At 56.5% G+C, this 22,791-nt stretch carries 23 protein-coding genes; 10 read left to right on the forward strand and 13 right to left on the reverse strand.

Annotation, left to right across the window (positions count from 1 at the left end):
* Positions 1–6 precede the first annotated feature (6 nt).
* The 11 genes from U2949_RS04225 to dacB form a co-directional block, all read right to left on the reverse strand.
* Complete coding sequence (locus U2949_RS04225; protein WP_026485126.1) at positions 7–621, reverse strand: hypothetical protein; 615 nt, start codon at positions 619–621, stop codon at positions 7–9.
* A gap of 47 nt (positions 622–668) precedes the next feature.
* Positions 669–1,541 carry an NAD-dependent epimerase/dehydratase family protein gene (locus tag U2949_RS04230; protein ID WP_026485125.1) on the reverse strand — a complete coding sequence of 291 codons (873 nt, stop codon included), beginning with the start codon at positions 1,539–1,541 and terminating at the stop codon, positions 669–671.
* 20 nt (positions 1,542–1,561) lie between these two features.
* Positions 1,562–2,527 (reverse strand): PDR/VanB family oxidoreductase, encoded by a 966-nt coding sequence (locus U2949_RS04235; protein WP_026485124.1) that lies wholly within the window; start codon positions 2,525–2,527, stop codon positions 1,562–1,564.
* A gap of 18 nt (positions 2,528–2,545) precedes the next feature.
* Complete coding sequence (locus U2949_RS04240; protein ID WP_026485123.1) at positions 2,546–3,769, reverse strand: aromatic ring-hydroxylating oxygenase subunit alpha; 1,224 nt, start codon at positions 3,767–3,769, stop codon at positions 2,546–2,548.
* 514 nt (positions 3,770–4,283) lie between these two features.
* Complete coding sequence (locus U2949_RS04245) at positions 4,284–5,162, reverse strand: LysR substrate-binding domain-containing protein (protein WP_026485122.1); 879 nt, start codon at positions 5,160–5,162, stop codon at positions 4,284–4,286.
* A gap of 159 nt (positions 5,163–5,321) precedes the next feature.
* A complete protein-coding gene (locus tag U2949_RS04250) occupies positions 5,322–5,711 on the reverse strand; it encodes a hypothetical protein (protein ID WP_026485121.1) in 390 nt (129 codons plus the stop codon).
* The gene (locus U2949_RS04255) at positions 5,708–6,097 is read right to left on the reverse strand and encodes a phage holin family protein (RefSeq protein ID WP_026485120.1); all 390 of its coding nucleotides are present in this window, start codon (positions 6,095–6,097) and stop codon (positions 5,708–5,710) included. Before U2949_RS04255 ends, U2949_RS04250 begins: the two co-directional genes overlap by 4 nt.
* Before the next feature lie 158 nt (positions 6,098–6,255).
* Positions 6,256–6,573 (reverse strand): ElaB/YgaM/YqjD family protein, encoded by a 318-nt coding sequence (locus U2949_RS04260; RefSeq protein ID WP_009455165.1) that lies wholly within the window; start codon positions 6,571–6,573, stop codon positions 6,256–6,258.
* A gap of 145 nt (positions 6,574–6,718) precedes the next feature.
* Complete coding sequence (locus U2949_RS04265) at positions 6,719–7,441, reverse strand: hypothetical protein (protein ID WP_009455166.1); 723 nt, start codon at positions 7,439–7,441, stop codon at positions 6,719–6,721.
* Positions 7,442–7,542: 101 nt separating this feature from the next.
* A complete protein-coding gene (upp, locus tag U2949_RS04270; protein ID WP_009455167.1) occupies positions 7,543–8,193 on the reverse strand; it encodes a uracil phosphoribosyltransferase in 651 nt (216 codons plus the stop codon).
* A 70-nt stretch (positions 8,194–8,263) separates the two neighbouring features.
* Entirely contained in the window at positions 8,264–9,712 is a 1,449-nt protein-coding gene (dacB, locus tag U2949_RS04275; protein WP_051316431.1) for a D-alanyl-D-alanine carboxypeptidase/D-alanyl-D-alanine endopeptidase, read from the reverse strand.
* 158 nt (positions 9,713–9,870) lie between these two features.
* Between dacB and queA the strand changes: the two genes are divergently transcribed.
* From queA to secF, 5 genes are all read left to right on the forward strand, one after another.
* Positions 9,871–10,935 carry a tRNA preQ1(34) S-adenosylmethionine ribosyltransferase-isomerase QueA gene (gene queA, locus U2949_RS04280; RefSeq protein WP_321286333.1) on the forward strand — a complete coding sequence of 355 codons (1,065 nt, stop codon included), beginning with the start codon at positions 9,871–9,873 and terminating at the stop codon, positions 10,933–10,935.
* Complete coding sequence (gene tgt, locus U2949_RS04285; protein WP_321286335.1) at positions 10,932–12,068, forward strand: tRNA guanosine(34) transglycosylase Tgt; 1,137 nt, start codon at positions 10,932–10,934, stop codon at positions 12,066–12,068. The genes queA and tgt overlap by 4 nt, the downstream gene beginning before the upstream one ends.
* An 89-nt stretch (positions 12,069–12,157) precedes the next feature.
* Positions 12,158–12,502 carry a preprotein translocase subunit YajC gene (yajC, locus tag U2949_RS04290; protein WP_003803689.1) on the forward strand — a complete coding sequence of 115 codons (345 nt, stop codon included), beginning with the start codon at positions 12,158–12,160 and terminating at the stop codon, positions 12,500–12,502.
* A 60-nt stretch (positions 12,503–12,562) separates the two neighbouring features.
* Positions 12,563–14,434: a protein translocase subunit SecD gene (gene secD, locus U2949_RS04295; protein WP_257723822.1), complete on the forward strand. Its 1,872-nt coding sequence runs from the start codon at positions 12,563–12,565 to the stop codon at positions 14,432–14,434.
* Between the two features lie 52 nt (positions 14,435–14,486).
* The gene (gene secF, locus U2949_RS04300; RefSeq protein WP_026485113.1) at positions 14,487–15,425 is read left to right on the forward strand and encodes a protein translocase subunit SecF; all 939 of its coding nucleotides are present in this window, start codon (positions 14,487–14,489) and stop codon (positions 15,423–15,425) included.
* A 595-nt stretch (positions 15,426–16,020) separates the two neighbouring features.
* Here the strand turns inward: secF and map are convergent.
* Entirely contained in the window at positions 16,021–16,788 is a 768-nt protein-coding gene (map, locus tag U2949_RS04305) for a type I methionyl aminopeptidase (protein WP_321286339.1), read from the reverse strand.
* Entirely contained in the window at positions 16,785–17,006 is a 222-nt protein-coding gene (locus U2949_RS04310; protein WP_026485111.1) for a ParD-like family protein, read from the reverse strand. The genes map and U2949_RS04310 overlap by 4 nt, the downstream gene beginning before the upstream one ends.
* A 263-nt stretch (positions 17,007–17,269) precedes the next feature.
* Here U2949_RS04310 and miaB point away from each other — a divergent pair, with 263 nt between their 5' ends.
* The 5 genes from miaB to lnt all read left to right on the forward strand — a co-directional run bounded on the left by miaB (position 17,270) and on the right by lnt (position 22,774).
* Positions 17,270–18,670, forward strand: a complete 1,401-nt coding sequence (gene miaB, locus U2949_RS04315) for a tRNA (N6-isopentenyl adenosine(37)-C2)-methylthiotransferase MiaB (RefSeq protein ID WP_009463849.1) — start codon at positions 17,270–17,272, stop codon at positions 18,668–18,670.
* Positions 18,671–18,673: 3 nt separating this feature from the next.
* Positions 18,674–19,669: a PhoH family protein gene (locus U2949_RS04320; RefSeq protein ID WP_321286342.1), complete on the forward strand. Its 996-nt coding sequence runs from the start codon at positions 18,674–18,676 to the stop codon at positions 19,667–19,669.
* Entirely contained in the window at positions 19,662–20,138 is a 477-nt protein-coding gene (ybeY, locus tag U2949_RS04325) for an rRNA maturation RNase YbeY (protein ID WP_321286348.1), read from the forward strand. The genes U2949_RS04320 and ybeY overlap by 8 nt, the downstream gene beginning before the upstream one ends.
* A gap of 148 nt (positions 20,139–20,286) precedes the next feature.
* Entirely contained in the window at positions 20,287–21,168 is an 882-nt protein-coding gene (locus tag U2949_RS04330) for an HlyC/CorC family transporter (RefSeq protein ID WP_009463852.1), read from the forward strand.
* Entirely contained in the window at positions 21,155–22,774 is a 1,620-nt protein-coding gene (lnt, locus tag U2949_RS04335; protein ID WP_321286350.1) for an apolipoprotein N-acyltransferase, read from the forward strand. The genes U2949_RS04330 and lnt overlap by 14 nt, the downstream gene beginning before the upstream one ends.
* The last annotated feature ends 17 nt before the right edge of the window (positions 22,775–22,791 follow it).

The following is a 22,791-nucleotide window of genomic DNA, read 5'->3' on the forward strand; positions in this document are numbered from 1 at the left end:
GTCTCCTTACGCCACGCGCACCCAGGTTTCGCTGTTCGCCAGGCTGGCGGACTGCGCACGCGAGCCGTTAAAGTCCCGCTCTATGGTGTTGCCCGGCAAGGCCGTGCCATTGATCAGCACTCTGGCTTGCTGCGCCGGATGGAACACGCACATCATTTCGTGCTGCTGAGTTTGGGTCTGGCTTTGCGGCAGGTCCACACAAATCGCTGGCTGCGTCATTTGATGCCATTGCAGTTCCACTGTCAGACCTGCACTGGCGGAGGTGACAGATTCGCTGACCAGTTCAGGGAAACGGTTCACCGTCTGGAAAACGCCGTCACTCAATACCTGCAACTTATCCAGCGCCACCGCCTTGCGAAACAGACCAAAATGGCGCACAAAATCCTGCACCAGATACTCGGCCAAAGGCTGGTTGTCCGTAATCAGCAAACGCGCGTCGCTGTCCTGCCCGTCTTCGTAAGGTTTGTCCAACACCAGGATGGCCTGACCGCTGCCATACGCCGAGCTGGCAATGCGAAAGTACAGGGACAAGGACGACCAGTCCTGTTCAGGGTCGGTCTTCAAGTAAATAAAAGGGTTGTCCCCCGTCCAATCCAAGGTGCCGGTTTTAATTCCAGTCATGCTCAAGTCTCCGTGTTCAATGTATTCGTTATGGGAGCCTGGACGTTTCACGCCAGGTCTTTTTCCACCGCGTATTCCTGGCGCAGTTGCTGGAAGTCCGTGCTTGGTTGCCAGCCCAGAATTTCCTTGGCCGCATGGCTGCTGAAAATGGAGGCACGCGGATTGTTCTGATACCAGCGCGGGTTCTTGATTTCAGGCACAGGGCCAATAATCTGCTGATACCAGTCTGTGGTTGCCAAGGGGTGGGAGCTATCGTCTGCGCTAATGAAAAACACGCCGTAGCGCAAACCTTGCAGATTCACAGCGGCCTCAAAGGCACGCGCCAGATCCGCAGCCCAGATGTAATAGAACAGCCAGTTACGCTGCGGGCTGTCAACGAACTTGATGTACTCGGCAATGGTTTCCGGCAGCACCACGGCCAGTGGACGCAGGCAGATCACTTCCATATCGCTGGCGTCACTAAAGCTTTTTGCCATCTGCTCCATGACGATCTTGCTGACGCTGTAGGCCTGATAAGGCTTGTTTTCATGGGCCTCGTCCACAGGCAGATACTGGGGTTTCCAATCAGCTCGCATCTCGGACAGACCGCAGGCTGAGATACTGGAACACAGCACCACTTTCTTGACGCCATTTTCGCGACAGGCTTGCAGCACATGCCAAGTGCCGCGCACATTGACGTTGATGTACTGCTCCTCAGCAGCCTTCCAGTCGAAATCAATCGCCGCCAGGTGAATCACGGCATCGGCATCTTTGGTGGCCGCACGCACGGCCTCCAGATCCATCACATCCGTTTGAGTAAAAGAAACCTGATGCTGGCTGGGTTTCAGATCCGCCACGACCACATCCATGGTCTGCATCAATTGCTGTACGACGTACGAGCCCACACGGCCCGAGCCGCCTGTAACCACCACTTTTTTCATGGTGTTTCTCCTGTTTATTGTTATAGATCCAAAACCAGTTCGGCCGACAAGGCGCGCGAAACGCAGATCATCATGGTTTCATTCAGCTGCCGTTCTTCTGGCGACAGCACAAAATCCCGATGCTCCGGCAAGCCGGAAATGACCACGGTTTCGCAGGTGCCGCATGTGCCGTTCTGGCATGAGCACTTGACCCGTACGCCTTCCCGTTTCAAGGCGGCCAGAATCGTTTCATCCCCCGCTACCGCGATGCTTTTGCCCGATTTTTGCAAAGTCACGGTAAAGCCCTTGCCTTGCAGCATGGCCGGATCGGTCTCTACCGAGAAACGCTCCAGCACCAGCTGCCAGCCAATATCGGCCTGTTCCTGTTGATAGTTTTCCAAGGCAGTCAGCAATGGTTGCGGACCGCAGGAATAGACGACGGTTTGTGCATCCAGCGTTTTCAATGCGCCTTGCAGATCAAACAGCCCGTCCTGATTGGAGGCATGCGTGGTGATACGCGCAGCATCCACTTGTTGCAGCTCTTGCAGGAAAATAAAATCCGCTGTGTTTCTTGCCAGATACAGCAAGTGCCAGTCCAGGCCGGCTGCCGCAGCGGCCTGGACCATGGGCACGATAGGCGTGATACCTATGCCCCCGGCAACAAAAAAGCACTTCTTGTTTGCAGCAAAGGGAAAGTGATTTTTCGGAATGCTGACAGCCAGCGCATCACCCTCCTGCAACACCTCATGGATATACGCAGAGCCGCCCCGCCCGGCTTCTTCTTTCAGAACGGCAATTTGCCATTCGCGGGTATTGGCCTGTTGGCCACACAGCGAATATTGACGGTAAAGCGGTTCAGTCTTTGACACCGCCAGCTCCAGCTCAATATGCGCACCCGGCTCCCAGACAGGGAACGCGTCCCCGTTTTGCAAACCCAGGGTCAGGCCTACGACTCGCTCTGACAGCCTGGTTTTCTTCAACACGCGTGTTTGCAAAGTTTGCTGCATGATGCTGCTCCTGCTCCCTTAAGCAATCGCTCGAATCGGCAATACCCGGCTTTGCTCGTCCACACGGCGCTCTTCGGCGCGGTACAGATCAATCAGCCAGTTTTGCAAACGCTTGATGACCAGCTCTTCATTGGTCAAACGGCCACGGGAAGCAAAGTTGGATTGCATGCCTTGATGCGAACGACGCCAGGCAAACAGATCCTCGATCATCACGGGGTACAGATCATCGTGTTCCTGATCGAACTTCTCTTTGTGATCCTCGCGTTCCAGCGTTTCTTGCGGGTACATCCAGGACACGCCGTAGCTGGACTGCTTGGCGCTTTTGGGCAGCCACATGAAGTACTTCACCTTATCGGGCATGGCGACCAGCAAGAGGTTGGGAGCCACGGTCACGTAAGAAAGCTGGGTCCGCTCCTGGTCGGTCAGACCATCCATGGGCGGTTGCAAGATGGAGCCGGTATGCGTAGGCGCGGCGTCCTTGTGGGTGGAGAGCAAGTTGTAGGAAACAATGCCGTTGGCCACGTCATTGAAGACTGCGGTTTCGTCCACACGATCCGGATTGGTTTCATACATGCCGCCCCAGGAGGAGGCGTGCAAAAAGCTGCAGTGATAGCACTCGTCATTGAAGATCTTCCAGTTCCAGTCGAAACTTTCCATCTTCAACGGTTCCGAGGACTTCAGCTCGGACATGCGGTAGTTCGCCAACTGCTTGCCCAGATTACCCAAGCGGGTGTCCAAGGCAGGAGCCATGGCGTCGTAGTTGATGAAGATAAAGCCTTCCCAAACCTCGGCGCGGATCTTGGGCAGACAAACACTCTTGGGGTCAAAGCTGGCGCCGGTATCGGTCAGCCCAGGGGCGGAAACCAGCTCGCCCTCCATGTTGTAGACCCAGGCGTGCAAGGGGCAGCTGATGCGGCGTACATTGCCTGCACCTTCCAGCAACAGCATATTGCGGTGACGACAGACATTGGACAGCACATTGATGCCACCTTCACGAGTGCGGATGGCAAACAGCGCATCATTACCTACATCAAAGGTGAAGAAATCACCGGCATTGGGGATGTCAGTGGCGCGGCCCACACAGAACCACTGCTTTTTCCAGACGGCATTCAGCTCAAACTGGAAAAACTCTTCCGAGGTAAAACACTCGGGGGGCAAGGCGAAAACCTCGTCGGTTTCCTGCTGAAAGTAGCTGCGGTCAAATTCTTCAATCGCAATGGGCGAGCGTAGAGCGGTATTCATCTCAGTATCTCCTCTGGTTTGCATGAGCACCATGAATGGCTTTTATTAGGTCAGGCCAATCATGCGACAGGGAGCGACGCTTGAAAATTGAGCAAATTTGACGGAACGATGAGTTTTTTTTGTTGCTGAATATGGGTAAAGGGAAAGCGGTTGGTCGCAAGCACTGCAAAGTGTGGAAATTCCCAGTGTCATGAAACCCGATTCATGGCTGCGTGTCAGGTATTTAGCAAGCAGGCATGAGCGGTGTGAGAACTATGCGAAGCTTGATATAGCCTCCAGTCACACGCATCAGATCGGGGGGTTCCACACCCTGATCGTTGAGAAATGAGCAATGAACGACGTGCGATGAGCGATGAGCGATGAGCATCCAGCCTGGTTCGGGAAGGCCGATACATAAAAAACCTGCAAATATGCAGGTTTTTTTAAAGACGCAGGGACAACGACAAGGTCAGCAAAGAGCGGAGAAAGCCCGGTCACCGAGCACAACACATGCGAACCATCAAGCAACTACCGCCTAGCGTATTGCAATCGACGCCACCCAATCCACAAACTCCTGCTCCTGTCGGCTAAGGTTTGCCTCCTTGGGGTAGGCCAGGAAATAGGCGTACTCTTCCAGGCACACATCGAACAGTTGGACGATTTCCTTCCTGTCGATCAAAGGCTTCAGCAAGGCCGGACAACCCAGCATCACTCCCTGCCCATTCAAGACCGCATTCATGCGCACATTGGTGTCATCAATGTGAAAGCTCTTCTTGGCCGTCAGTTCCTGCCCCGCCGCCTTGCGTAACCACTGCTCCCAGCACAGCTGATTTTCTTCATGAATCAGCACATGCTGGTTCAGATCTTGTGGGGACGTAATCTGGCCATGCGCCTGCAGGTAAGACGGCGCACAAACAGGCGTCAAATTGCCGGGGATGATGCGCAAGGTTTGCAACTGCGGCCAATCGCCCTGCTTGCCCCAGACGATAGCAAAATTGATGTTGTCCCTGAAAAAATCCGGAGCCTGCAGCCTGTGCAGCAAGTTGATTTCAATGTCCGGATGCTTCAGCCAGAAGTCTCCCAACTGCCCGGTAAACCACATGCTGGACACAAAGGGCCGCAAGGACAGATTGATGCGGCTCTTGCCGTGCGGCATACGCAATTCGCTCAAAGCCTGATTGATCTCGTAAAAAGGCCGTTGCAAACGGTCAAACAGAAACTGGCCCTGATCCGTCAGCTCCAGGGAACGGTTTTTACGCAAAAACAGCTTGCAGCCCAGATACTCCTCCAGCACCTTGATCTGGTGGCTGACTGCCGAGGGAGAGACCAGCAGGTCTTCTGCCGCCTTGGTGAAGTTCAACCTTTGCGCCGACACCGTAAAGGTTCTTAAGGCATTCAGTAATGGCACCTGCATGACGGGCTATGTCTCCTGATGTGGGTAGCTTTGTTCTGGAATTATTTATTATCGGAGCATAAGCCTTGCCGCCTTCAAAAACCAGTCGGGCAGAACGCCGAGCTTCTGGCAGGCAAAAAAAAAACCGGCCTGGGCCGGTTTTCAAATAGACAAGCAGACTTACTCGTCCACATCGGTTGTGCGTCGTACCGGAACCAGTACATTGCGTGCTTTCTCGCGTGCCGACTTGGAGGAATCAAACAGCTTCCAGGCTCCCAGAGCCAAAGCCCCGATACGCATCCAGCGCCCGCCAAAACTGCTCAGCACGGCAGAAGCACCGGACAACAGGAACGGATAACGGCGCGACAAGGACAGCGCGCTGGTGACCACACCGCCCATGCTCAAACCCGAAGGCTTGACGCTGTTCCACAAATTGCCGGGGCTTAAATCTTCGCCCAGGGAGTGGATCTGGGACGACATGGTCTGCCGCTCCAACGAGGCGCGGACTCGCAACAGTTCAATACGCACAGCCCGCTCCTGGGCGGACATGCTCTCTTGCTTCGTGCTCATTTGCCGTCTCCCTCGGAATCCCTCAAGCGCTCAATAAATGCGACATCGCGACGCAACTCGGACAAGGTGGCCGAAAAAGGAATCGGGCCAGTGGTCAGACGACGGCGTACGGCCAGGAAAAGACCCACTCCCAAACCGGCATACACAACGACCAGCACTCCCAAAGCCCAGTAACGATAATCCGTAGGCCAGAAGTACAAGGCCAGCAACAAGCTGAAAACCAGCACCGCCAGAGTGGAGAACAGCAATGCGCCAAACACCATGCTGAAGATGGTTATCAGGCTTGCCTTTTGCTGACCGGCTTCCAGAGCGAACAGCTCCAGCCTGGTACTGACAGCCCCTATCAAGGTAGAACCAAGCTGACTGATAGTTTGCCTAAGCGCCATGATTTATCCCTGCTCTGCGACATCCTGCCATTGCATGCAACGACAAGAGCCTGATTTCTAAGAGGCTGCCGATCTGGACCGCAAAGTCCAGATCGGCAGGGCTGCTTTTTATGCTGCTGCAACCCCGCAAAGGGCCCGCAGCGCAGAGCAAAGACAGATTAACGACGGCTGATCAGCATACCGAACATCAGGCCCACAATACCGGCCACGCCAATGGCTTGCCAGGGCTTGTCGTGGACATAGTTGTCGGTTGCCTTGGCGGCACGCACACTGTGCTCGACCACGGCTTCCTGAGCATCGTGCAGGGAATCCCGGGTCACACGCAGAGAGCGCAACGCTTTCTCACGCAGCTCACCGGCCTTGTCGCCCGTGGCTTCAGCGGCCTCACGCATCAGTTTTTCAGCTTCATCCAAGCTCGCTTTCACTTCTTCGATGAATTTGTCTCCGCTGTTTTCCACACTTTTCTTGGTAGCCATAAATAACTCCTTGCAGTTGAAAGGGACACGCGACAAATACGTATCGCCAAGTGAATGGCGCCATAGCAGCGCCGCACAAAATTCTTTAACCCGCTGTTTTCAGGATAAAGATACTCGGTGTACCTGAGACCAGTAAGTCGCAGGTTTACTTCAGTTGCGTCACATCCACCGTGGACGGGACACCGTTCTGAATACTTTCTTGCTTCATCACCATCTGCACATCCGGGCAATACCAATCCGTAACCTGGGAATTGATGCCCGGTATGGGCAGACTGATGCCACTGAAACTGGCCTGGGTAGGCTCGATCTCGCGTTGATAACGAATAGGCCAGCATTGGTAATTGCCCAATGCGGTCTGTACCGATTGTTGAGCTCCAACCGTCTTGGCACCGGTATGAATGCGCAGGACATTGGCGTTGGACTGGGAGCGCTTGTCCAGATTGATCTGGAAATCCTGGCGCGGGAAAGTCTGCCCTTCCTGCAGCCCACCGTGTTCATAGGAAAACAGGCCCAGCAGGCGCAGGTCAAACGAACCTTGAACGGCTTCCAGGCCACCGCGGCCATCATCACGCTGGAAACGTGTGCGGCCATCGCGCACCGTCATAACATAGTCAATATTGGGCTTGCTGGCCGGCAAACCGGCCAGGGCCACACTGGCCTTGCCCTGTACACGCGCCTGGCACTGATCACCGCCCTGCTTTTTCACGTCAGAGAAAGCCAGGTCAGCACCCAAGGCCAGAAAACCCGAGCCAGTCAGTTGTATCTGTCCGCCGTCACGCATGAAAGGGACGTCACACAATCCAGCCTGAGCCGAGCTCAGGCCCAACATGACCAACAACGGTGCAGCCATCCAGGCATTCAGTTTCATGTACATCCTGATTCAGTGAAACTTAGATTCGACTCTTTATTATGCCTATCCCCTCTGGCCTACTGGCAAGGGATTGTAAAAAAGCACGACAAGTTCTGGACTTAGAGTTCGCCGTCCTGAACCTTCTGGCGAGTACCAAAAATACGGTCGCCCGCATCACCCAGCCCCGGCACGATATAACCATGCTCGTCCAGATGCTGATCAATGGACGCGGTATAAATATGGACATCAGGGTGATGTTTTTCAAGAGTGGCGATGCCTTCCGGAGCCGCCACCAACACCAAAGCGCGAATATTCTTGCAGCCTGCTTTTTTCAGCAGATCAATTGTAGCGACCATGGAGCCGCCCGTTGCCAGCATGGGGTCGATAATCAGAGCCAGGCGCTGATCCAGCTCACCAACCAGACGCTCCAGATAGGTCTGGGCTTCAAAGGTTTCTTCATTGCGAGCAATACCAATCACGCTGACCTTGGCGCCAGGAATCAAGCTCAACACCCCGTCCAGCATGCCAATACCGGCGCGCAAGATGGGCACAACTGTCACTTTCTTGCCAGCCAGCTTTTCCACTTCCACATTGCCACACCAACCTTCAATGGTGGTGGGTTCCAGGGGCAGATCCTTGCACGCCTCGTAGGTCAGCAAAGAGGCGATTTCCTGGGACATTTCGCGGAAATTTTTCGTGCTCAGATCTGCCTTGCGCATCAAGCCCAGCTTATGGCGGATCAAAGGGTGGCGTATTTCGTGTATGGGCATGATTGCTTCATCAAATTAGGGACTAACTAAAAACAGGGCTGCTGCACAGCAGCCCGCACTATCGTGATCGTCAACGCACTGCCAGCCACTTCACCACCGCATCAAAAAAGGGTCGGGCAGAGGCAGAACGTTCGTCATTGACCATCATGACGACAATATACCGCTTTCCGCTGGCTCCCAGCACGTAACCGGCCAAGGCACGGCTATCGCGCAGCGTGCCGGTTTTCAAGTGGGCACGGCCCTGGACCTCGTCATCGCGCAAGCGCGAACGCACCGTGCCGTCCACACCGGAGATCGCAAAGGAGGAAATGTACTCGGGCATCCAGTTCGAGCGCCAGGCGACTTTCAGCATGTCAGCCATACCGCCCGCCGTGACACGGGCATTGCGGGACAGACCCGAGCCGTTATCCACGGTCCAGCCTGCGGTATTCACGCCCTGGCGACCCAGCACGTTCATGACGGCGCGCTCGCCGGTGGCCACCGTGGCACCGGGACCATTCATTTCTGCGCCCACGGTCAGCAAGATGGTACGGGCCATCACATTGTTGCTTTGCTTATTAATAAGGCGGATCAGGTCAGACAGGGACTGCGAGTCATGCCAGGTAATCGCCTGCGCACGAGCCGGCACACGGCCTGCCTTGATGTCGCGAGCCAGGGTGCCGCCCAGATCGCGCCACAAGCTGCGGAACAGCTTGTCGAAAAACTCGGTTTGGGAATGAACCAGACGGTAAACGCTGAACTCACCGCAAGAAGCGGCAGCCTTGCCGCTGACACGGACCACCATGCCACCGGCTTCAGGCTGAATCTGGGTACCGACGACAGGCGAGCCAGGGCAGGTTGCCGTCGACCACTCGACTTCACCCTGTACGCGCACTCCAGGCAAGGGCGGGTCGATAATCGCAATCCATTTGCGCGCCTGTGTATCTGGCTGGAACACCAGACGGGAAGCACCTAGCCCCACCATCATGGCGTCCGGGCTGGCGTTATAGGGACGGTCACCCGCATTATCAAAATCCCCCGGATTGATGGTGACGTTGCCGAAGATGGAACGATCCACAATAACTTCGGTCAGATTCTTCACCCCACGCAAGCGGAGCTCGCGCAACATGTCCCACAACTGCGGCACGGTCAAAAACGGATCGCCCCCCGCCTTGATATATAAAGGCCCTTTCAAGGTGCCTTGTTCGTCCACCTGCAGGCCATCCTGGGCCATCAAAGTAGTGCGCCAGGTATATTCTGGCCCCAGAGCGGACAAACCGGCCCAGGTACTGACCAGTTTCATCACCGATGCGGGATTACGGGGCTCCTGGGGATTGACGCCGATCAGGCGCGGGCCGTCCGCCTCGTCTACCACGATGGACAGAGACGATTGCGGCAAGCGGCTGGCATTCCATACCGAAGCCAGCTCGGGCGGCAAGGCTTGGGCCAGGGCTAGTGATGCGCCTTGCACCATGAGCAAGGTGACCAGAGCCACGTGCTTGCAATGACTCAAAACAGGCTTTGCCTTTAAAACGCCCATGCCCTCGTCTCCAACAGATCAATTCAGGAAAGACCCAAGCATACCGAAAGAAAAACACCACGGATATGGCCGTTTCAGCAATCTGGCGGCAAAGCGTTAAAATAGTCGGTTACCCCATCAGGCCCGGCCTTCTGGCCAGTGGCCCTTTACGACAAACCATGAGCATCGACCCCTCTTTAACTATCGCCCAGTTCGACTACGAGCTTCCCCCTGATCTGATCGCTCAAAGCCCACCGGCCCAGCGCCAGGGCAGCCGTCTGCTGCATCTGGACGGTGCCAGCCAATTACATGACCGCCAGTTCACCGACCTGCCCAGCCTGCTGCGCAAGGGTGACCTGCTGGTCTTTAACGATACGCGCGTCATCAAGGCCCGCCTGCACGGCCAAAAAAACAGTGGCGGCAAGGTGGAAGTACTGATCGAGCGCGTAACCGGCCCCGATACGGCTCTGGCCCATATCCGCGCCAGCAAGTCCCCCAAACCTGGCACTTTGCTGGAACTGGCCGACGGCAAGGTACTGGCCGATTGCACCGGGCGGGAAGACGCCCTGTTTGCGCTGCGCTTTCACGAACCTGTACTGGACATGCTGGAGCAATACGGCGCCACGCCTTTGCCACCCTACATTACCCACGCAGCGGACGAGGAAGACGACTCGCGCTACCAGACTGTTTACGCCCGTCACCCCGGTGCCGTGGCCGCCCCAACGGCTGGCCTGCACTTTACCGATGACATGCTGAACACCTTGCGCGAGCAAGGCGTGGACCAGGCCTTTGTGACCTTGCACGTGGGTGCAGGCACTTTTCAGCCTGTGCGTGTGGACAATATCAGCGAACACGTCATGCACGCCGAGCGCTACCACGTCCCCGCCGCCACCCTGGCCAAGATTGACGCCACCCGCGCTGCCGGTGGCCGCGTCATTGCCGTGGGCACCACCAGCGTACGTTCACTGGAATCGGCCGCCAGCAAAGAGCCCGGCATGAACCAGCGCTGCGCCGATGGCAGCATTGAAGGCGACACGCGCCTCTTTATTACCCCCGGCTTCCAGTACCAGTGGGTGGATGCGCTGATCACCAATTTCCATTTGCCCCAGTCCACCTTGCTGATGCTGGTATCGGCTCTGGCGGGGATCGAACCCATACAACGTGCCTACCAGCACGCCGTCCAATCCCGGTATCGCTTCTTTAGTTACGGCGATGCTATGTTCATTGAGCCTCCTACCCCATGAGTGGACTGAAGTTTGACCTTTTAAGCACCGATGGCGCCGCTCGCCGTGGCCAGATCACCCTGAACCACGGTGTGGTGCAAACCCCCATCTTCATGCCGGTAGGCACGTATGGCAGCGTCAAGGCCATGATGCCGCACGAGTTGAACGAGATTGGCTCGCAGATCATTCTGGGCAATACCTTTCACCTGTGGCTGCGTCCGGGCACGGAGGTCATGGACAAGTACAAGGGCCTGCACAACTTCATGCAGTGGGACAAGCCCATCCTGACGGATTCGGGCGGTTTTCAGGTGTTCAGCCTGAAAGGCATGCGCAAGATTACCGAAGAAGGGGTGAAATTTGCCTCCCCCATCACCGGCGAGCGCCTGTTTCTGACGCCGGAAGTATCCATGCAAATCCAGTATTCCCTGAACTCCGACATTTCCATGGTGTTCGACGAATGCACGCCCTACCTGATTGATGACCGCCCCGCCACGCATGATGAAGCGGCCAGATCCATGCGCATGTCCCTGCGCTGGGCCCGCCGTTCGCGTGAGGAATTCAAAAAGCTGGCCAACCCCAACGCCCTGTTTGGCATTGTGCAAGGCGGCATGTACGAAGACCTGCGCGACGAATCCCTGGCTGGCCTGACCGAAATCGGCTTTGAAGGCTACGCTATTGGCGGCCTGTCCGTAGGCGAGCCCAAAGAAGACATGATGCGCATTCTGGCGCACACCACCCCCAAGCTGCCTACCGATGCCCCCCGCTACCTGATGGGTGTGGGTACACCGGAAGATCTGGTCGAAGGGGTCAGCCAGGGCGTGGACATGTTTGACTGCGTCATGCCCACCCGCAATGCGCGCAATGGCTGGCTGTTTACCCGTTACGGCGACATCAAGATACGCAATGCCCGATACCGCGACGACACCCGCCCGCTGGACCCCAGCTGCACCTGCCATACCTGCAAGCATTTCTCGCGTGGCTACTTGCATCATTTGCAGCGTTCCAATGAAATTACCGGCTCGCGTTTGAATACCTTGCACAATCTGCATTTCTATTTGCAGATCATGCAAGAGATGCGCGATGCTATCGAGCAAAAGCGTTTCGCGGCCTGGCGGGAGCAGTTCCACCAGGATCGGGCGCGCGGTATTGAATGACACGCTGTTTGTGATACCGCAATAAAGTGCCGCTACAATACACCGTTAGTTTTTGACAACCCACACAAAAAAACCCTCAGGAGCCCCACATGTCCGCTGTTGACATTCTGACTCTCATCCCCGCCCAGGCAGCTGCCGGCGGCGAAAATGCCTTGATGGGCATGCTGCCCATCATCTTGATGTTCGTTGTGCTGTACTTCTTGATGATTCGTCCTCAAATGAAGCGTCAGAAAGAGCACCGCAACCTGGTATCCAACCTGGCCAAAGGCGACGAAGTAATCACCTCCGGCGGTCTGCTGGGCAAAGTCAGCAAAGTTCACGACAACTACCTGACCGTTGAAGTGGCCAACCTGACCGACAAGCCTGTTGAAGTTCTGGTCCAACGCGTGGCCGTTACGACTGTTCTGCCCAAGGGCACGATCAAGTCGCTGTAATGCCTCCGACCCCGGACTTCGGTCCGGGGTTGCCATTTCTGCACCCGTCGTAGATATCCCATGAATCGTTATCCTCTCTGGAAATATGTCATCGTCTTGGTCGCGCTGGCGATCGGCCTGATCTATACCTTGCCCAATCTGTTTGGTGAGTCTCCTGCTGTCCAGGTTTCCAGCGCCAAATCCACGGTCCGGCTTGAAACCAACCTGATCAGTCACGTTGAAGAGCTGCTCAAGAAAAACAATATTCCTACGACGGGCTCGTATTTTGAACAAAACGGACCTAGCGCCACTGCGCGTTTCCGTTTTGAGTCCACCGATGTTCAGCTCAAGGCCAAAGACCTGATCGAGCGCGAATTGAACAAGGACTCCACGGCGGCCGCCCCCGACTACACCGTCGCCCTGAACCTGGTATCCGCGTCGCCAGCCTGGCTGACCGCACTGGGCGCCCACCCCATGCACCTGGGTCTGGACTTGCGCGGTGGCGTGCACTTCCTGCTGCAAGTGGATATGCAAGGCGCGCTTCAAGCCCGCTACGACTCCATGGTGGCAGATGCCCGCAGCGTGCTGCGCGAAGCTAAAGTGCCTGTTAGCGGCATCGAGCGTGATGGTCACTCGCTGCGCATGAGCTTTGCCTCGGCAGACGATCGCGACCGCGCCCAGTCCGAAATGCGCCGCGCCATGCCTGACCTGGAATTCACTCCTGCCGGCGATAGCGGTTTGACCGCCCGCATGACGGAAGCCGCCACCATTCAGGTGCAATCCAACGCACTCAAGCAAAACATCACCACCCTGCACAACCGTATCAACGAGCTGGGCGTGGCCGAACCTGTGATTCAACAGCAAGGCTCCGACCGCATCGTAGTGCAACTGCCCGGTGTGCAGGATGTAGCCAAGGCCAAGGAAATTCTGGGTCGTACCGCCACGCTGGAACTGCGCATGGTGGAAGACTCCCCCGCTGCCGTTGCCGCGTTGAACTCGGGCACTGTGCCCTTTGGTCTGGAGCGCTACACCGAACGTGGCGGTGCCCCCTTGCTGCTGCGTCGTCAGGTCATCCTGACGGGTGAAAACCTGCAAGACGCCCAGCCCGGTCGAGATTCGCAAACCCAGCAGCCCACCGTCAACCTGACGCTGGACAACAAGGGCTCGCGTATTTTCCGCGACATTACCCGCAACAACATCAACAAGCGCATGGCCATTGTGCTGTTTGAAAACGGCGTGGGTGAAGTGGTGACGGCTCCGGTTATCCGCAGCGAAATTCCTAACGGCCAGGTACAGATCAGCGGCAGCATGAATGCTCAGGAAGCCGCCGATATTTCCCTGCTGTTGCGCGCCGGTTCGCTGGCCGCCCCCATGAGCATTATTGAAGAACGCACCATTGGCCCGAGCCTGGGTGCCGACAATATTCGCCAAGGCTTTAACGCCACGCTGTACGGCTTTATTGCGATTGCGATCTTCATCATGCTGTATTACCACCTGATTGGTCTGTTCTCTACCATTGGCCTGACCTTCAACGTGCTCTTGCTGCTGGCCGTGCTGTCCATGCTGCAGGCAACCTTGACCTTGCCAGGTATTGCGGCCATTGCGCTGACGCTGGGTATGGCCATTGACGCCAACGTGCTGATCAACGAGCGTATCCGAGAGGAATTACGCAATGGTGCCTCACCGCAACAAGCCATTCACCTGGGTTTTGATCGTGCCTGGGCCACTATTTTTGACTCCAACCTGACCAGTCTGATTGTGGGTGTTGCTTTGCTGGCCTTCGGTTCCGGTCCCATCCGTGGTTTTGCGGTGGTACACGTGATCGGTATTCTGACCTCCATGTTCTCTTCGGTGGTTGGGGTTCGTGCCCTGGTCAATCTCTGGTATGGCAACCGTCGTCGCCTGCAAGGGATTTCTATCGGCCAGGTCTGGAAGCCACAGGACAAGAAGTAAAGCGCCAGGGCCGGTGCAAACCGGCCTGGCCCAACTACAGGCATAAAGCATCATGGAATTTTTTCGTATTCACCGCACTATCCCGTTCATGCGCCATGCGTTGGTGCTGAACCTGATCAGTTTTCTGACATTTATTGCAGCGGTCGTCTTCATTATTGTGCGCGGCTTTCACCTGTCCATCGAATTTACCGGTGGTACGGTCATGGAAGTGCACTATCAACAAACCGTGCAGGTCGAAGATGTGCGCGGCTCGATTCAGTCACTGGGTTATACCGATTTCCAGGTACAGAACTTCGGCACGTCGCAGGACATCATGATCCGCTTGCCCGTTCTGGACGGACAAGACTCTACCCAGCAAAGCGAGCAAGTGCTCCAGGCCTTGAAGCAGCAGCACTCGGACGTGGAGCTGCGCCGTGTGGAGTTCGTGGGCCCACAGGTGGGGCAGGAACTGCTGCATAACGGCTTGATGGCCCTGGCCTTTGTAGTCGCGGGTATCTTGCTGTATCTGGGTTTCCGCTTTGAGTGGAAGCTGGCGCTGGCTTGTGCGATTGCCAACTTGCACGACGTGGTCATCATTCTGGGCTTTTTCGCATTCTTCCAGTGGGAGTTCTCGCTGTCGGTGCTGGCCGGTGTCCTCGCTGTGCTGGGTTACTCCGTGAACGAATCCGTTGTGGTGATGGACCGTATCCGTGAGAACTTCCGCAAGCAGCGCAAGATGTCGGTGTCGGAGATTATTGATCTGTCCATCACCCAGAACATCTCGCGTACCATCATCACCCACGGTTCTACACAGATGATGGTGCTGTCGATTTTCTTCTTCGGTGGCCCAACACTGCACAACTTCTCGCTGGCCCTGACCATCGGTATCTGGTTCGGTATTTACTCCTCCGTGTTCGTGGCCGCCGCCATTTCCATGTGGCTGGGCGTGAAACGTGAGGATCTGGTCAAGCCGATCAAGAAAGACGAAGGCGGCGAGGTTGTAGAAGGCTAAGGTGCTTCTTTAGTCGCTGTTAAAGAAAAGCCCGACATTGATGTGATGTCGGGCTTTTTTGTTTCTGTAGCTTCTGGATTGCGGGGAGTAGGGTAGCAGGCGTTTGTTTTATTGAGGGCCGGAGCAGGTCGGCTTGGCGGGTTATTCGCCCGTGCTGCGCACGGGTCCCCTTGTCAGAGGCCAGATGCGGGCGGGTCGTGAACTCGGAGCGCGGTTTGTCCCCCGGACAAACCGCAAGCGTGCTCCTCAAACAGCACGACCCTTGCACCCCGCATCCAGCCTCCGCCCGCGGCGAACAACCTGACTCGCCCGCCGACCTGCTCCGGCCCTCAATAAAACAAAAAGAGGCTTACTGCTGCCACCCTATATTTATCTGAAGGAATACTTCGGCACGACGGTTATACAACAGGCAATACGGCCATGGCGATATGACGGGATCTCGCAGCCGTGGCGACGTCAACGAGGTTTACAGCAAATCTCAGTTCCATCGGGCTGAAATAACTTGCTGCTGTCGTTTTCAGTGCACAAGCTGCAATGATTGGATGACACACTACAAGCCGTAAGTAGTGCAAAGAAAGGACGACAAACTATTTAATTAATGCGGCACACTCTCATCAGGTCTTAAGGTCAACACGCGCACACCACTGTCTGTCACTGCCACCGTGTGTTCAAACTGTGCTGACAGCAAGCCATCGCAAGTGCGCACGGTCCAGCCATCTTTCCCGGTTTGCACCGCCTGGCCACCTTGATTCAGCATGGGTTCAATAGTGAACACCATGCCCTCCTTCAATCGCAAACCTGTGCGCGGCATGCCCCAGTGCAAAACCTCAGGCGCTTCGTGCATTTCCCGCCCGATGCCGTGCCCACAGTAATCACGTACAACGGAATACCCGTTCTTGCGGGCGTACTGGGAAATGGCGAACCCCACATCACCCAAAGTCGCGCCGGGGCGTACGGCTTGTATACCTTTCCACATCGCCATATAGCAGGCATCGACCAGTTTTTGCGCAGCAGGAGTCACCTGCCCCACCGTGTAGGTTTTGCTGGAATCCGCGATAAAGCCGTTCTTCTCCAGGGTGATGTCGAAATTCACGATATCCCCCTCTTTCAGTACATCCGTCGTGGACGGCATACCGTGACACACGACTTGATTAGGCGATGAGTTCAGAACATAGGCATACCCGTACTGCCCTTTGCTGGCGGGCCGGGCTTGCAGATCCTGAACGATGTAACTCTCGACCAGATCATTGATCTGCATGGTGCTCATGCCCATCAGATCTAACTGATCCAGGCGCGTGAACACTTGAGCCAGCAAACGGCCCGACTCGGCCATCAAGGCAATTTCATCCGCCGTCTTGATCATGCGGGCTCCGTCTGATCCAGAGGTACAGCAGGCTCACCCAAACCAGCCGCCTTCATTTCACGGGCGACAATCTCGTTAAAACTCATGGTCGGGTTCAGTTCACACAACAGCCCCATGCGTATCCAGAAAGCCGCCTGCGCATTGATGGAGCGACATGAAACCGTACTCGCCTTGCGTAGCTGGTCGTGCAGCTCGTCATCAATATTCACGATACCCATTTTTCAATCCTTATATGATCCATATACGAATCATATAATTCGCAAAATCAGGACGCAAGCAGAACCTGACTAAAAAATCCTGACCCAGCTCCATGCCCCGACAAGGCTATTTCCAGCCTTCCCACTCCAAAGGGCGGCCTGTCTGCAACAAGTCCTCCCACATGATCTCAGCTTGCTTGTAGCCCACGGGAGGCTGGGCGTTATAATGCCCGATTCATCATTTTCAATGGCCCGCGGGATATACACCCGTCACGGCTCCTTCTATGACCGACACCACAATCTCTACCCCCGCCAGCGCGGACGCTGCCACCAAGCCTGCCCGCAAGCTCTTCATTCGCACCTTTGGCTGCCAGATGAACGAGTACGACTCCGAAAAAATGGCCGATATCCTGAATCAGGATCGTCCCGTGGAGTTGACCACCAACCCCGAAGAAGCAGACATCATCCTGTTCAATACCTGTTCGGTGCGCGAAAAAGCGCAAGAAAAGGTGTTCTCGGATCTGGGCCGGGTTCAGCATTTGAAAGCGCTCAATCCCGATCTGGTCATTGGAGTAGGTGGCTGTGTGGCCAGTCAGGAAGGCGACACGATTATTCGTCGTGCTCCCTACGTGGATGTGGTGTTCGGACCACAAACCTTGCACCGCCTGCCCGAGCTGATCGTCAAGCGCCGCAACAGCGGCCGCTCGCAAGTGGATATCAGTTTTCCTGAAATCGAAAAATTCGACGCCCTGCCCCCCGCACGCGTGGAGGGTTATTCGGCCTTTGTGTCCATTATGGAAGGCTGCAGCAAGTACTGCAGTTTCTGTGTAGTGCCCTACACCCGTGGCCCCGAAGTCTCCCGTCCCTTTGACGACGTACTGATGGAAGTGGCTGACCTGGCCGATCAGGGTGTGCGTGAAGTGACGCTGCTGGGCCAGAACGTGAACGCCTACCGTGGCCCGACCGACGTCGCTGGCGAGATTGCCGACTTTGCCATGCTGCTGGAGTACGTGCACGAGATCCCTGGTATCGAGCGCATTCGTTACACCACCTCGCACCCCAAGGAAATGACCTCGCGCCTGATCGCCGCCCACGGCAATCTGCCCAAGCTGGTCCCCTTTCTGCACCTGCCCGTACAGGCCGGCAGCGACCGTATTCTGGCTGCAATGAAACGCGGCTACACTGCGCTGGAGTTCAAATCCATCGTGCGCCGCCTGCGTGAAGCGCGTCCCGACATCGTCTTGTCCTCGGACTTTATCGTGGGCTTTCCCGGTGAGACGGAAGAGGATTTCCAGAAGACACTGAAGCTGATTCGCGATGTGAATTTCGACCAGTCTTTCTCTTTTGTGTATTCACGTCGCCCCGGCACACCCGCCGCCGACCTGGAAGACAACACCAGCAAAGAAGAAAAGCTGGACCGCCTGCACCGCCTGCAAGCGCAAATCAACGAGCAGGCCCAGGCCATCAGTCAGGCCATGGTCGGCAGCGTACAACGCATTCTGGTCGAAGGCACCTCGCGCAAAGACGACTCGGAACTGAAAGGCCGTACCGAAAACAACCGCATCATCAACTTCCCCGGCGACCCTCGCCTGATCGGACAAATTGTGGATGTGCACGTGACCCAAGTACTGACCAATACCTTGCGCGGAGAAATCGTGACCCATGACCGGGTTGCAGGAGCCTGATCTATGACTAGCCAACGCCGCCGCATGCCCACTTCCTTGCGTCTGGACGGGGACAATACCCATCTGGCCAATATGTGTGGCCCCTTGGACGAGAACATCAAGCAGATTGCCATTGCCTATGACGTCACCCTGCGTCGGCGTGGCAGTCATGTTTCGATTGAAGGCGAGCGCGCGGAGGAGGCTGCCAAGGCCATTGACTGGTTCCATTCGCGTGCCGTGCACCGTGCGCTGAATATCGACGATATTCAGTTGGGCCTGGTTGAGCTGGGCGCCAGCCGCCGCCACGAAAAAGAGGACAAGCCCGAGCCCCTGCCCGAGCTGCCCCCCGTCGGCCAGGAAGAAATTTCCCTGCGTACCGCCAAACGCGACCTGCGTCCTCGCACACCCGGTCAACGCGAGTACCTGCGCAATATCCTGAACAATGACATCAACTTCGGCGTAGGCCCGGCCGGGACTGGCAAGACCTGGTTGGCAGTGGCCTGCGCCATCGATGCGCTGGAGCGCGAATCCGTCCATCGCTTGGTGCTGACACGTCCTGCTGTCGAGGCGGGTGAGCGCCTGGGCTTTTTGCCAGGCGATCTGGCCCAGAAGGTAGATCCCTATCTGCGCCCTTTGTACGATGCTTTGTATGACTTGATGGGTGTGGAGAAGGTACAGCGTCTGTTCGAAAAACAAATCATCGAAATCGCACCGCTGGCCTATATGCGCGGCCGCACGCTGAACCATGCTTTCGTGATCCTGGACGAAGCCCAGAACACCACACCGGAACAAATGAAAATGTTCCTGACGCGCATCGGTTTTGGCAGCAAGGCGGTGATTACCGGCGACCCCACTCAGGTGGACTTGCCTAAAGGCCAGCGCAGCGGCTTGAATCATGCAGTCAAGGTGCTGGAAAACGTGCAGGGTATTTCCTGCTCGCGCTTTAGCAGCCGTGATGTCGTGCGCCACCCGCTAGTTGCGCGAATTGTGGACGCCTACGAACGAGCCGGTGATGCCTGATCTATCCCTGAGCGTCCAGTACGCTGTTGATTGCCCCGAGCTGAGCCGCTCCCGTATCCGCCGCTGGATGCAGCGCACGATTGATATGGCAGTCGAACGCATCCACCCCGAAGATCGCTTCACCGCCCTTTCCGCCACCTTGCGTATTGTGGACGCCGAAGAAGGCCAGAGCCTGAACCTGAGCTACCGGGAACGCGACTACGCCACCAATGTGCTGACCTTTGAATATGGTCAGGACGAGGACGGCGTGGTCCAAGGCGATATCGTCTTGTGCCTGCCCGTGCTGGAGCGTGAAGCCCAGGAACAGCAAAAGCCATTTCTGCACCATGCTGCTCATCTGGTGGTGCACGGCTGTCTGCATTCCCTGGGTTATGACCACATTGAAGAGGACGAAGCCCAGGACATGGAAGCGCTGGAAACAGCTGTTCTGGCCAGTTTGCGCATCCCCGATCCCTACCAGGAGCGCTAGCTCGCCCACTTGTCACAAAGGGCCTCCCTTCCCTGACAAAGCTGCGCCAATCCTCACTTCCCTTCCCGCATTCCGAATGATGACAGGTACATACCTTGTCATCGTTTTTCGGTTATGCTTGTTTCTTCCTTAACTCGTCCTTCGGACAATGTCAGACTCTGCTCCCGACCCCGAGCCCCGCCCTTCCAAGGCCAGCTCAAACAATCCCATCTCTCGCTTAAGTGCTTTTTTCAATCGGCGTCACGAACCCGAAGACCGAGAAGACCTTAAGTCTGTCCTGGTTGCGGCCCACGCCCGCAAAGTTATCGACGACGAATCGCTATCCATGATCGCCGGAACACTGGATATGGCCAACAAAACAGTGGCCGATATCATGGTGCCCCGATCCAAGATCGATATGCTGGACATCGCCAAGCCCTTGACCGAGATGCTGCCCATCATTATTGAAACGGGCCACAGCCGCTTTCCGATCTACGAGACGGAGCGCGACAATATCATCGGTATCTTGCTGGCCAAGGACCTGCTGCTCTCGATTGCCAATCCCACGCTGGATTTGCGCCCGCTGATTCGCCCTGCGGTATTCATTCCCGAGACCAAGCGCCTGAACGTCTTGCTGCACGAGTTCCGTGGCAGCCGCAATCACCTGGCCGTCGTTATTGACGAGCACGGTGGTACAGCAGGCCTGGTCACCATGGAAGACGTGCTGGAACAAATTGTGGGCGACATCGAAGACGAATACGATGAAGACGCCGAGCAGACCATTTTTCAGGCCGGCCCCGACAGCTGGCGTGTCATGGCACTGACTGAAATCCCCGATTTCAACGAAGCCTTCCAGACCCATCTCCCTAACGACGACTTTGACACCGTAGGTGGTTGGCTGGCGTCCGAATTGGGACATATCCCTCGCCGGGGCGATGTGGCCCAGCTTGATGGCATCAGCCTCACGGTTGTCCGTGCGGATGCCAAACGAGCCCTTTGGTTACACGTTCAGCGAGCCACACCCGCCGAGCCTAATCTTGAACAAGCCTGATTCCAAACCTTTACCCCAGGCGCTTGGCGTCGCTTTACTGCTGGTCCTGGGGGGCTTGCATGCCCTGTCCTTTTCCATTGGCCCGCTGCCATCCTGGATTCTGCCCTTCTACCAGATCACCTTGCTGGCCATTGCCTGCTCGCAAATCATGGGTTCGACGTCCGTGCGCCAGGCCTTTGGTCGCAGTTATCTGTTTGGGCTGGGGCATTTTGGCGTAGGGGTTTACTGGCTGTACATCAGCATGCACCAGTATGGTGGCATGCCCTCCTGGATGGCCGCCCTGGGTGTTTTGCTACTGGCTGCCGCCCTGGCCCTCTTTCCTGCTCTGGCTTCAGCGGTGTGGCAAAAACTGCGCCCCAAGCACGATAGTGATTCCTGGCTGCCACGATTGTTGTTATCAGCAGGCTGGGCAAGCTGCTGGGCACTCAGCGAATGGCTGCGCGGCAATTTGCTGACCGGCTTTCCTTGGTTGAATATCGGCTACGCCCACGCAGAAGGGATGTTTACCGGCTGGGCACCCGTTGTAGGTGTGTATGGCCTGGCCTGGATGTCGGCTTTCAGCGCCGCCGTGATTGCCCAGTTTGCCGCCTACAAAGACAAGAACCAAAGCCCTTCCAGCGCGATCGGCATTGGTGTCGCCATGATTTTTGGCCTGATCGGGATCAGCCTGCCGCATATTGCCTGGGTCCAGCCCCATGGCGCGCCCTTTATTGCCCGCCTGGTGCAAGGCAATATCGATCAAAGCGCCAAGTTCGGCCCCAATATGAGCGAAGGCATAGAGCGTTACTACGAGCTGGCAAACCTGCCGGCCAAGACCCCCGAAGACGCGCCGCGCCTCATTGTTCTGCCTGAAACCGTTATCCCCGTATTGCAAAACCGCCTGGAAACCAGCTTCTGGTTGCGCTGGACGGAACTGGCACAGCGCCATCAAGCCAATCTGGTGCTGGGTGTCCCCATGGACCGTGGCACGGTCGACGGCAAGCTGAGCTACACCAACAGCGCCTTGCTGATCAGCCCCGAGACTCAGCCCCAGGACATCATCAACAGCACGGCCAGCTACTACGACAAGCATCATCTGGTGCCTTTCGGCGAATTCATCCCCACCGGCTTTCAGTGGTTTGTGGACATGATGAATATTCCGCTGGGGGACTTCCATCGTGGCGCCTTGCCGCAAGCGCCCTTCAAGATGGCGGAGGGCCGTGTTGCCCCCAACATCTGCTATGAAGACGTGTTTGGTGAAGAGATCATCCAGGCCGTGCAAGGCAGTCCTGACCAGGAAGGCGCTACCTTGCTGTTGAACATCAGCAATCTGGGCTGGTTTGGTGATTCCTGGGCCTTGAGCCAGCACTTGCAGATCTCGCGTATGCGGGCTCTGGAAACAGGCCGTCCCATGCTGCGTGCCACCAATACCGGCATGACAGCCGCCATTGATCCTTATGGGCGTGTTCGTGCAGTTCTGCCACCCCTGACGCCGGGTGTGCTGGACGTGGAAGTTCAAGGCACAACGGGCCTGACTCCCTACGTGAAATACGGCAATCTGCCCTTCTTGATCTGGGCAGGCCTGCTGCTGATTATTTTTGCCTGGCGCTCTCGTCGTCAGGACTAAGCACCAACAAACTCACC

The organism is Alcaligenes phenolicus, assembly GCF_032063905.1.
Taxonomy (GTDB): domain Bacteria; phylum Pseudomonadota; class Gammaproteobacteria; order Burkholderiales; family Burkholderiaceae_B; genus Alcaligenes; species Alcaligenes phenolicus.

Bases quoted from the DNA above. Each gene is read 5' to 3' on its own strand.
- U2949_RS04330 (WP_009463852.1), top strand. From the start codon at position 20,287: ATGTCAGACTCTGCTCCCGACCCCGAGCCCCGCCCTTCCAAGGCCAGC.
- yajC (WP_003803689.1), top strand. From the start codon at position 12,158: ATGTCCGCTGTTGACATTCTGACTCTCATCCCCGCCCAGGCAGCTGCC.
- queA (WP_321286333.1), top strand. From the start codon at position 9,871: ATGAGCATCGACCCCTCTTTAACTATCGCCCAGTTCGACTACGAGCTT.
- upp (WP_009455167.1), bottom strand. From the start codon at position 8,193: ATGCCCATACACGAAATACGCCACCCTTTGATCCGCCATAAGCTGGGC.
- U2949_RS04245 (WP_026485122.1), bottom strand. From the start codon at position 5,162: ATGCAGGTGCCATTACTGAATGCCTTAAGAACCTTTACGGTGTCGGCG.
- dacB (WP_051316431.1), bottom strand. From the start codon at position 9,712: ATGGGCGTTTTAAAGGCAAAGCCTGTTTTGAGTCATTGCAAGCACGTG.
- U2949_RS04230 (WP_026485125.1), bottom strand. From the start codon at position 1,541: ATGAAAAAAGTGGTGGTTACAGGCGGCTCGGGCCGTGTGGGCTCGTAC.
- secD (WP_257723822.1), top strand. From the start codon at position 12,563: ATGAATCGTTATCCTCTCTGGAAATATGTCATCGTCTTGGTCGCGCTG.
- map (WP_321286339.1), bottom strand. From the start codon at position 16,788: ATGATCAAGACGGCGGATGAAATTGCCTTGATGGCCGAGTCGGGCCGT.
- tgt (WP_321286335.1), top strand. From the start codon at position 10,932: ATGAGTGGACTGAAGTTTGACCTTTTAAGCACCGATGGCGCCGCTCGC.
- U2949_RS04240 (WP_026485123.1), bottom strand. From the start codon at position 3,769: ATGAATACCGCTCTACGCTCGCCCATTGCGATTGAAGAATTTGACCGC.
- ybeY (WP_321286348.1), top strand. From the start codon at position 19,662: ATGCCTGATCTATCCCTGAGCGTCCAGTACGCTGTTGATTGCCCCGAG.
- miaB (WP_009463849.1), top strand. From the start codon at position 17,270: ATGACCGACACCACAATCTCTACCCCCGCCAGCGCGGACGCTGCCACC.
- U2949_RS04250 (WP_026485121.1), bottom strand. From the start codon at position 5,711: ATGAGCACGAAGCAAGAGAGCATGTCCGCCCAGGAGCGGGCTGTGCGT.
- U2949_RS04265 (WP_009455166.1), bottom strand. From the start codon at position 7,441: ATGAAACTGAATGCCTGGATGGCTGCACCGTTGTTGGTCATGTTGGGC.
- U2949_RS04260 (WP_009455165.1), bottom strand. From the start codon at position 6,573: ATGGCTACCAAGAAAAGTGTGGAAAACAGCGGAGACAAATTCATCGAA.
- U2949_RS04320 (WP_321286342.1), top strand. From the start codon at position 18,674: ATGACTAGCCAACGCCGCCGCATGCCCACTTCCTTGCGTCTGGACGGG.
- U2949_RS04310 (WP_026485111.1), bottom strand. From the start codon at position 17,006: ATGGGTATCGTGAATATTGATGACGAGCTGCACGACCAGCTACGCAAG.
- secF (WP_026485113.1), top strand. From the start codon at position 14,487: ATGGAATTTTTTCGTATTCACCGCACTATCCCGTTCATGCGCCATGCG.
- U2949_RS04255 (WP_026485120.1), bottom strand. From the start codon at position 6,097: ATGGCGCTTAGGCAAACTATCAGTCAGCTTGGTTCTACCTTGATAGGG.
- U2949_RS04235 (WP_026485124.1), bottom strand. From the start codon at position 2,527: ATGCAGCAAACTTTGCAAACACGCGTGTTGAAGAAAACCAGGCTGTCA.
- U2949_RS04225 (WP_026485126.1), bottom strand. From the start codon at position 621: ATGACTGGAATTAAAACCGGCACCTTGGATTGGACGGGGGACAACCCT.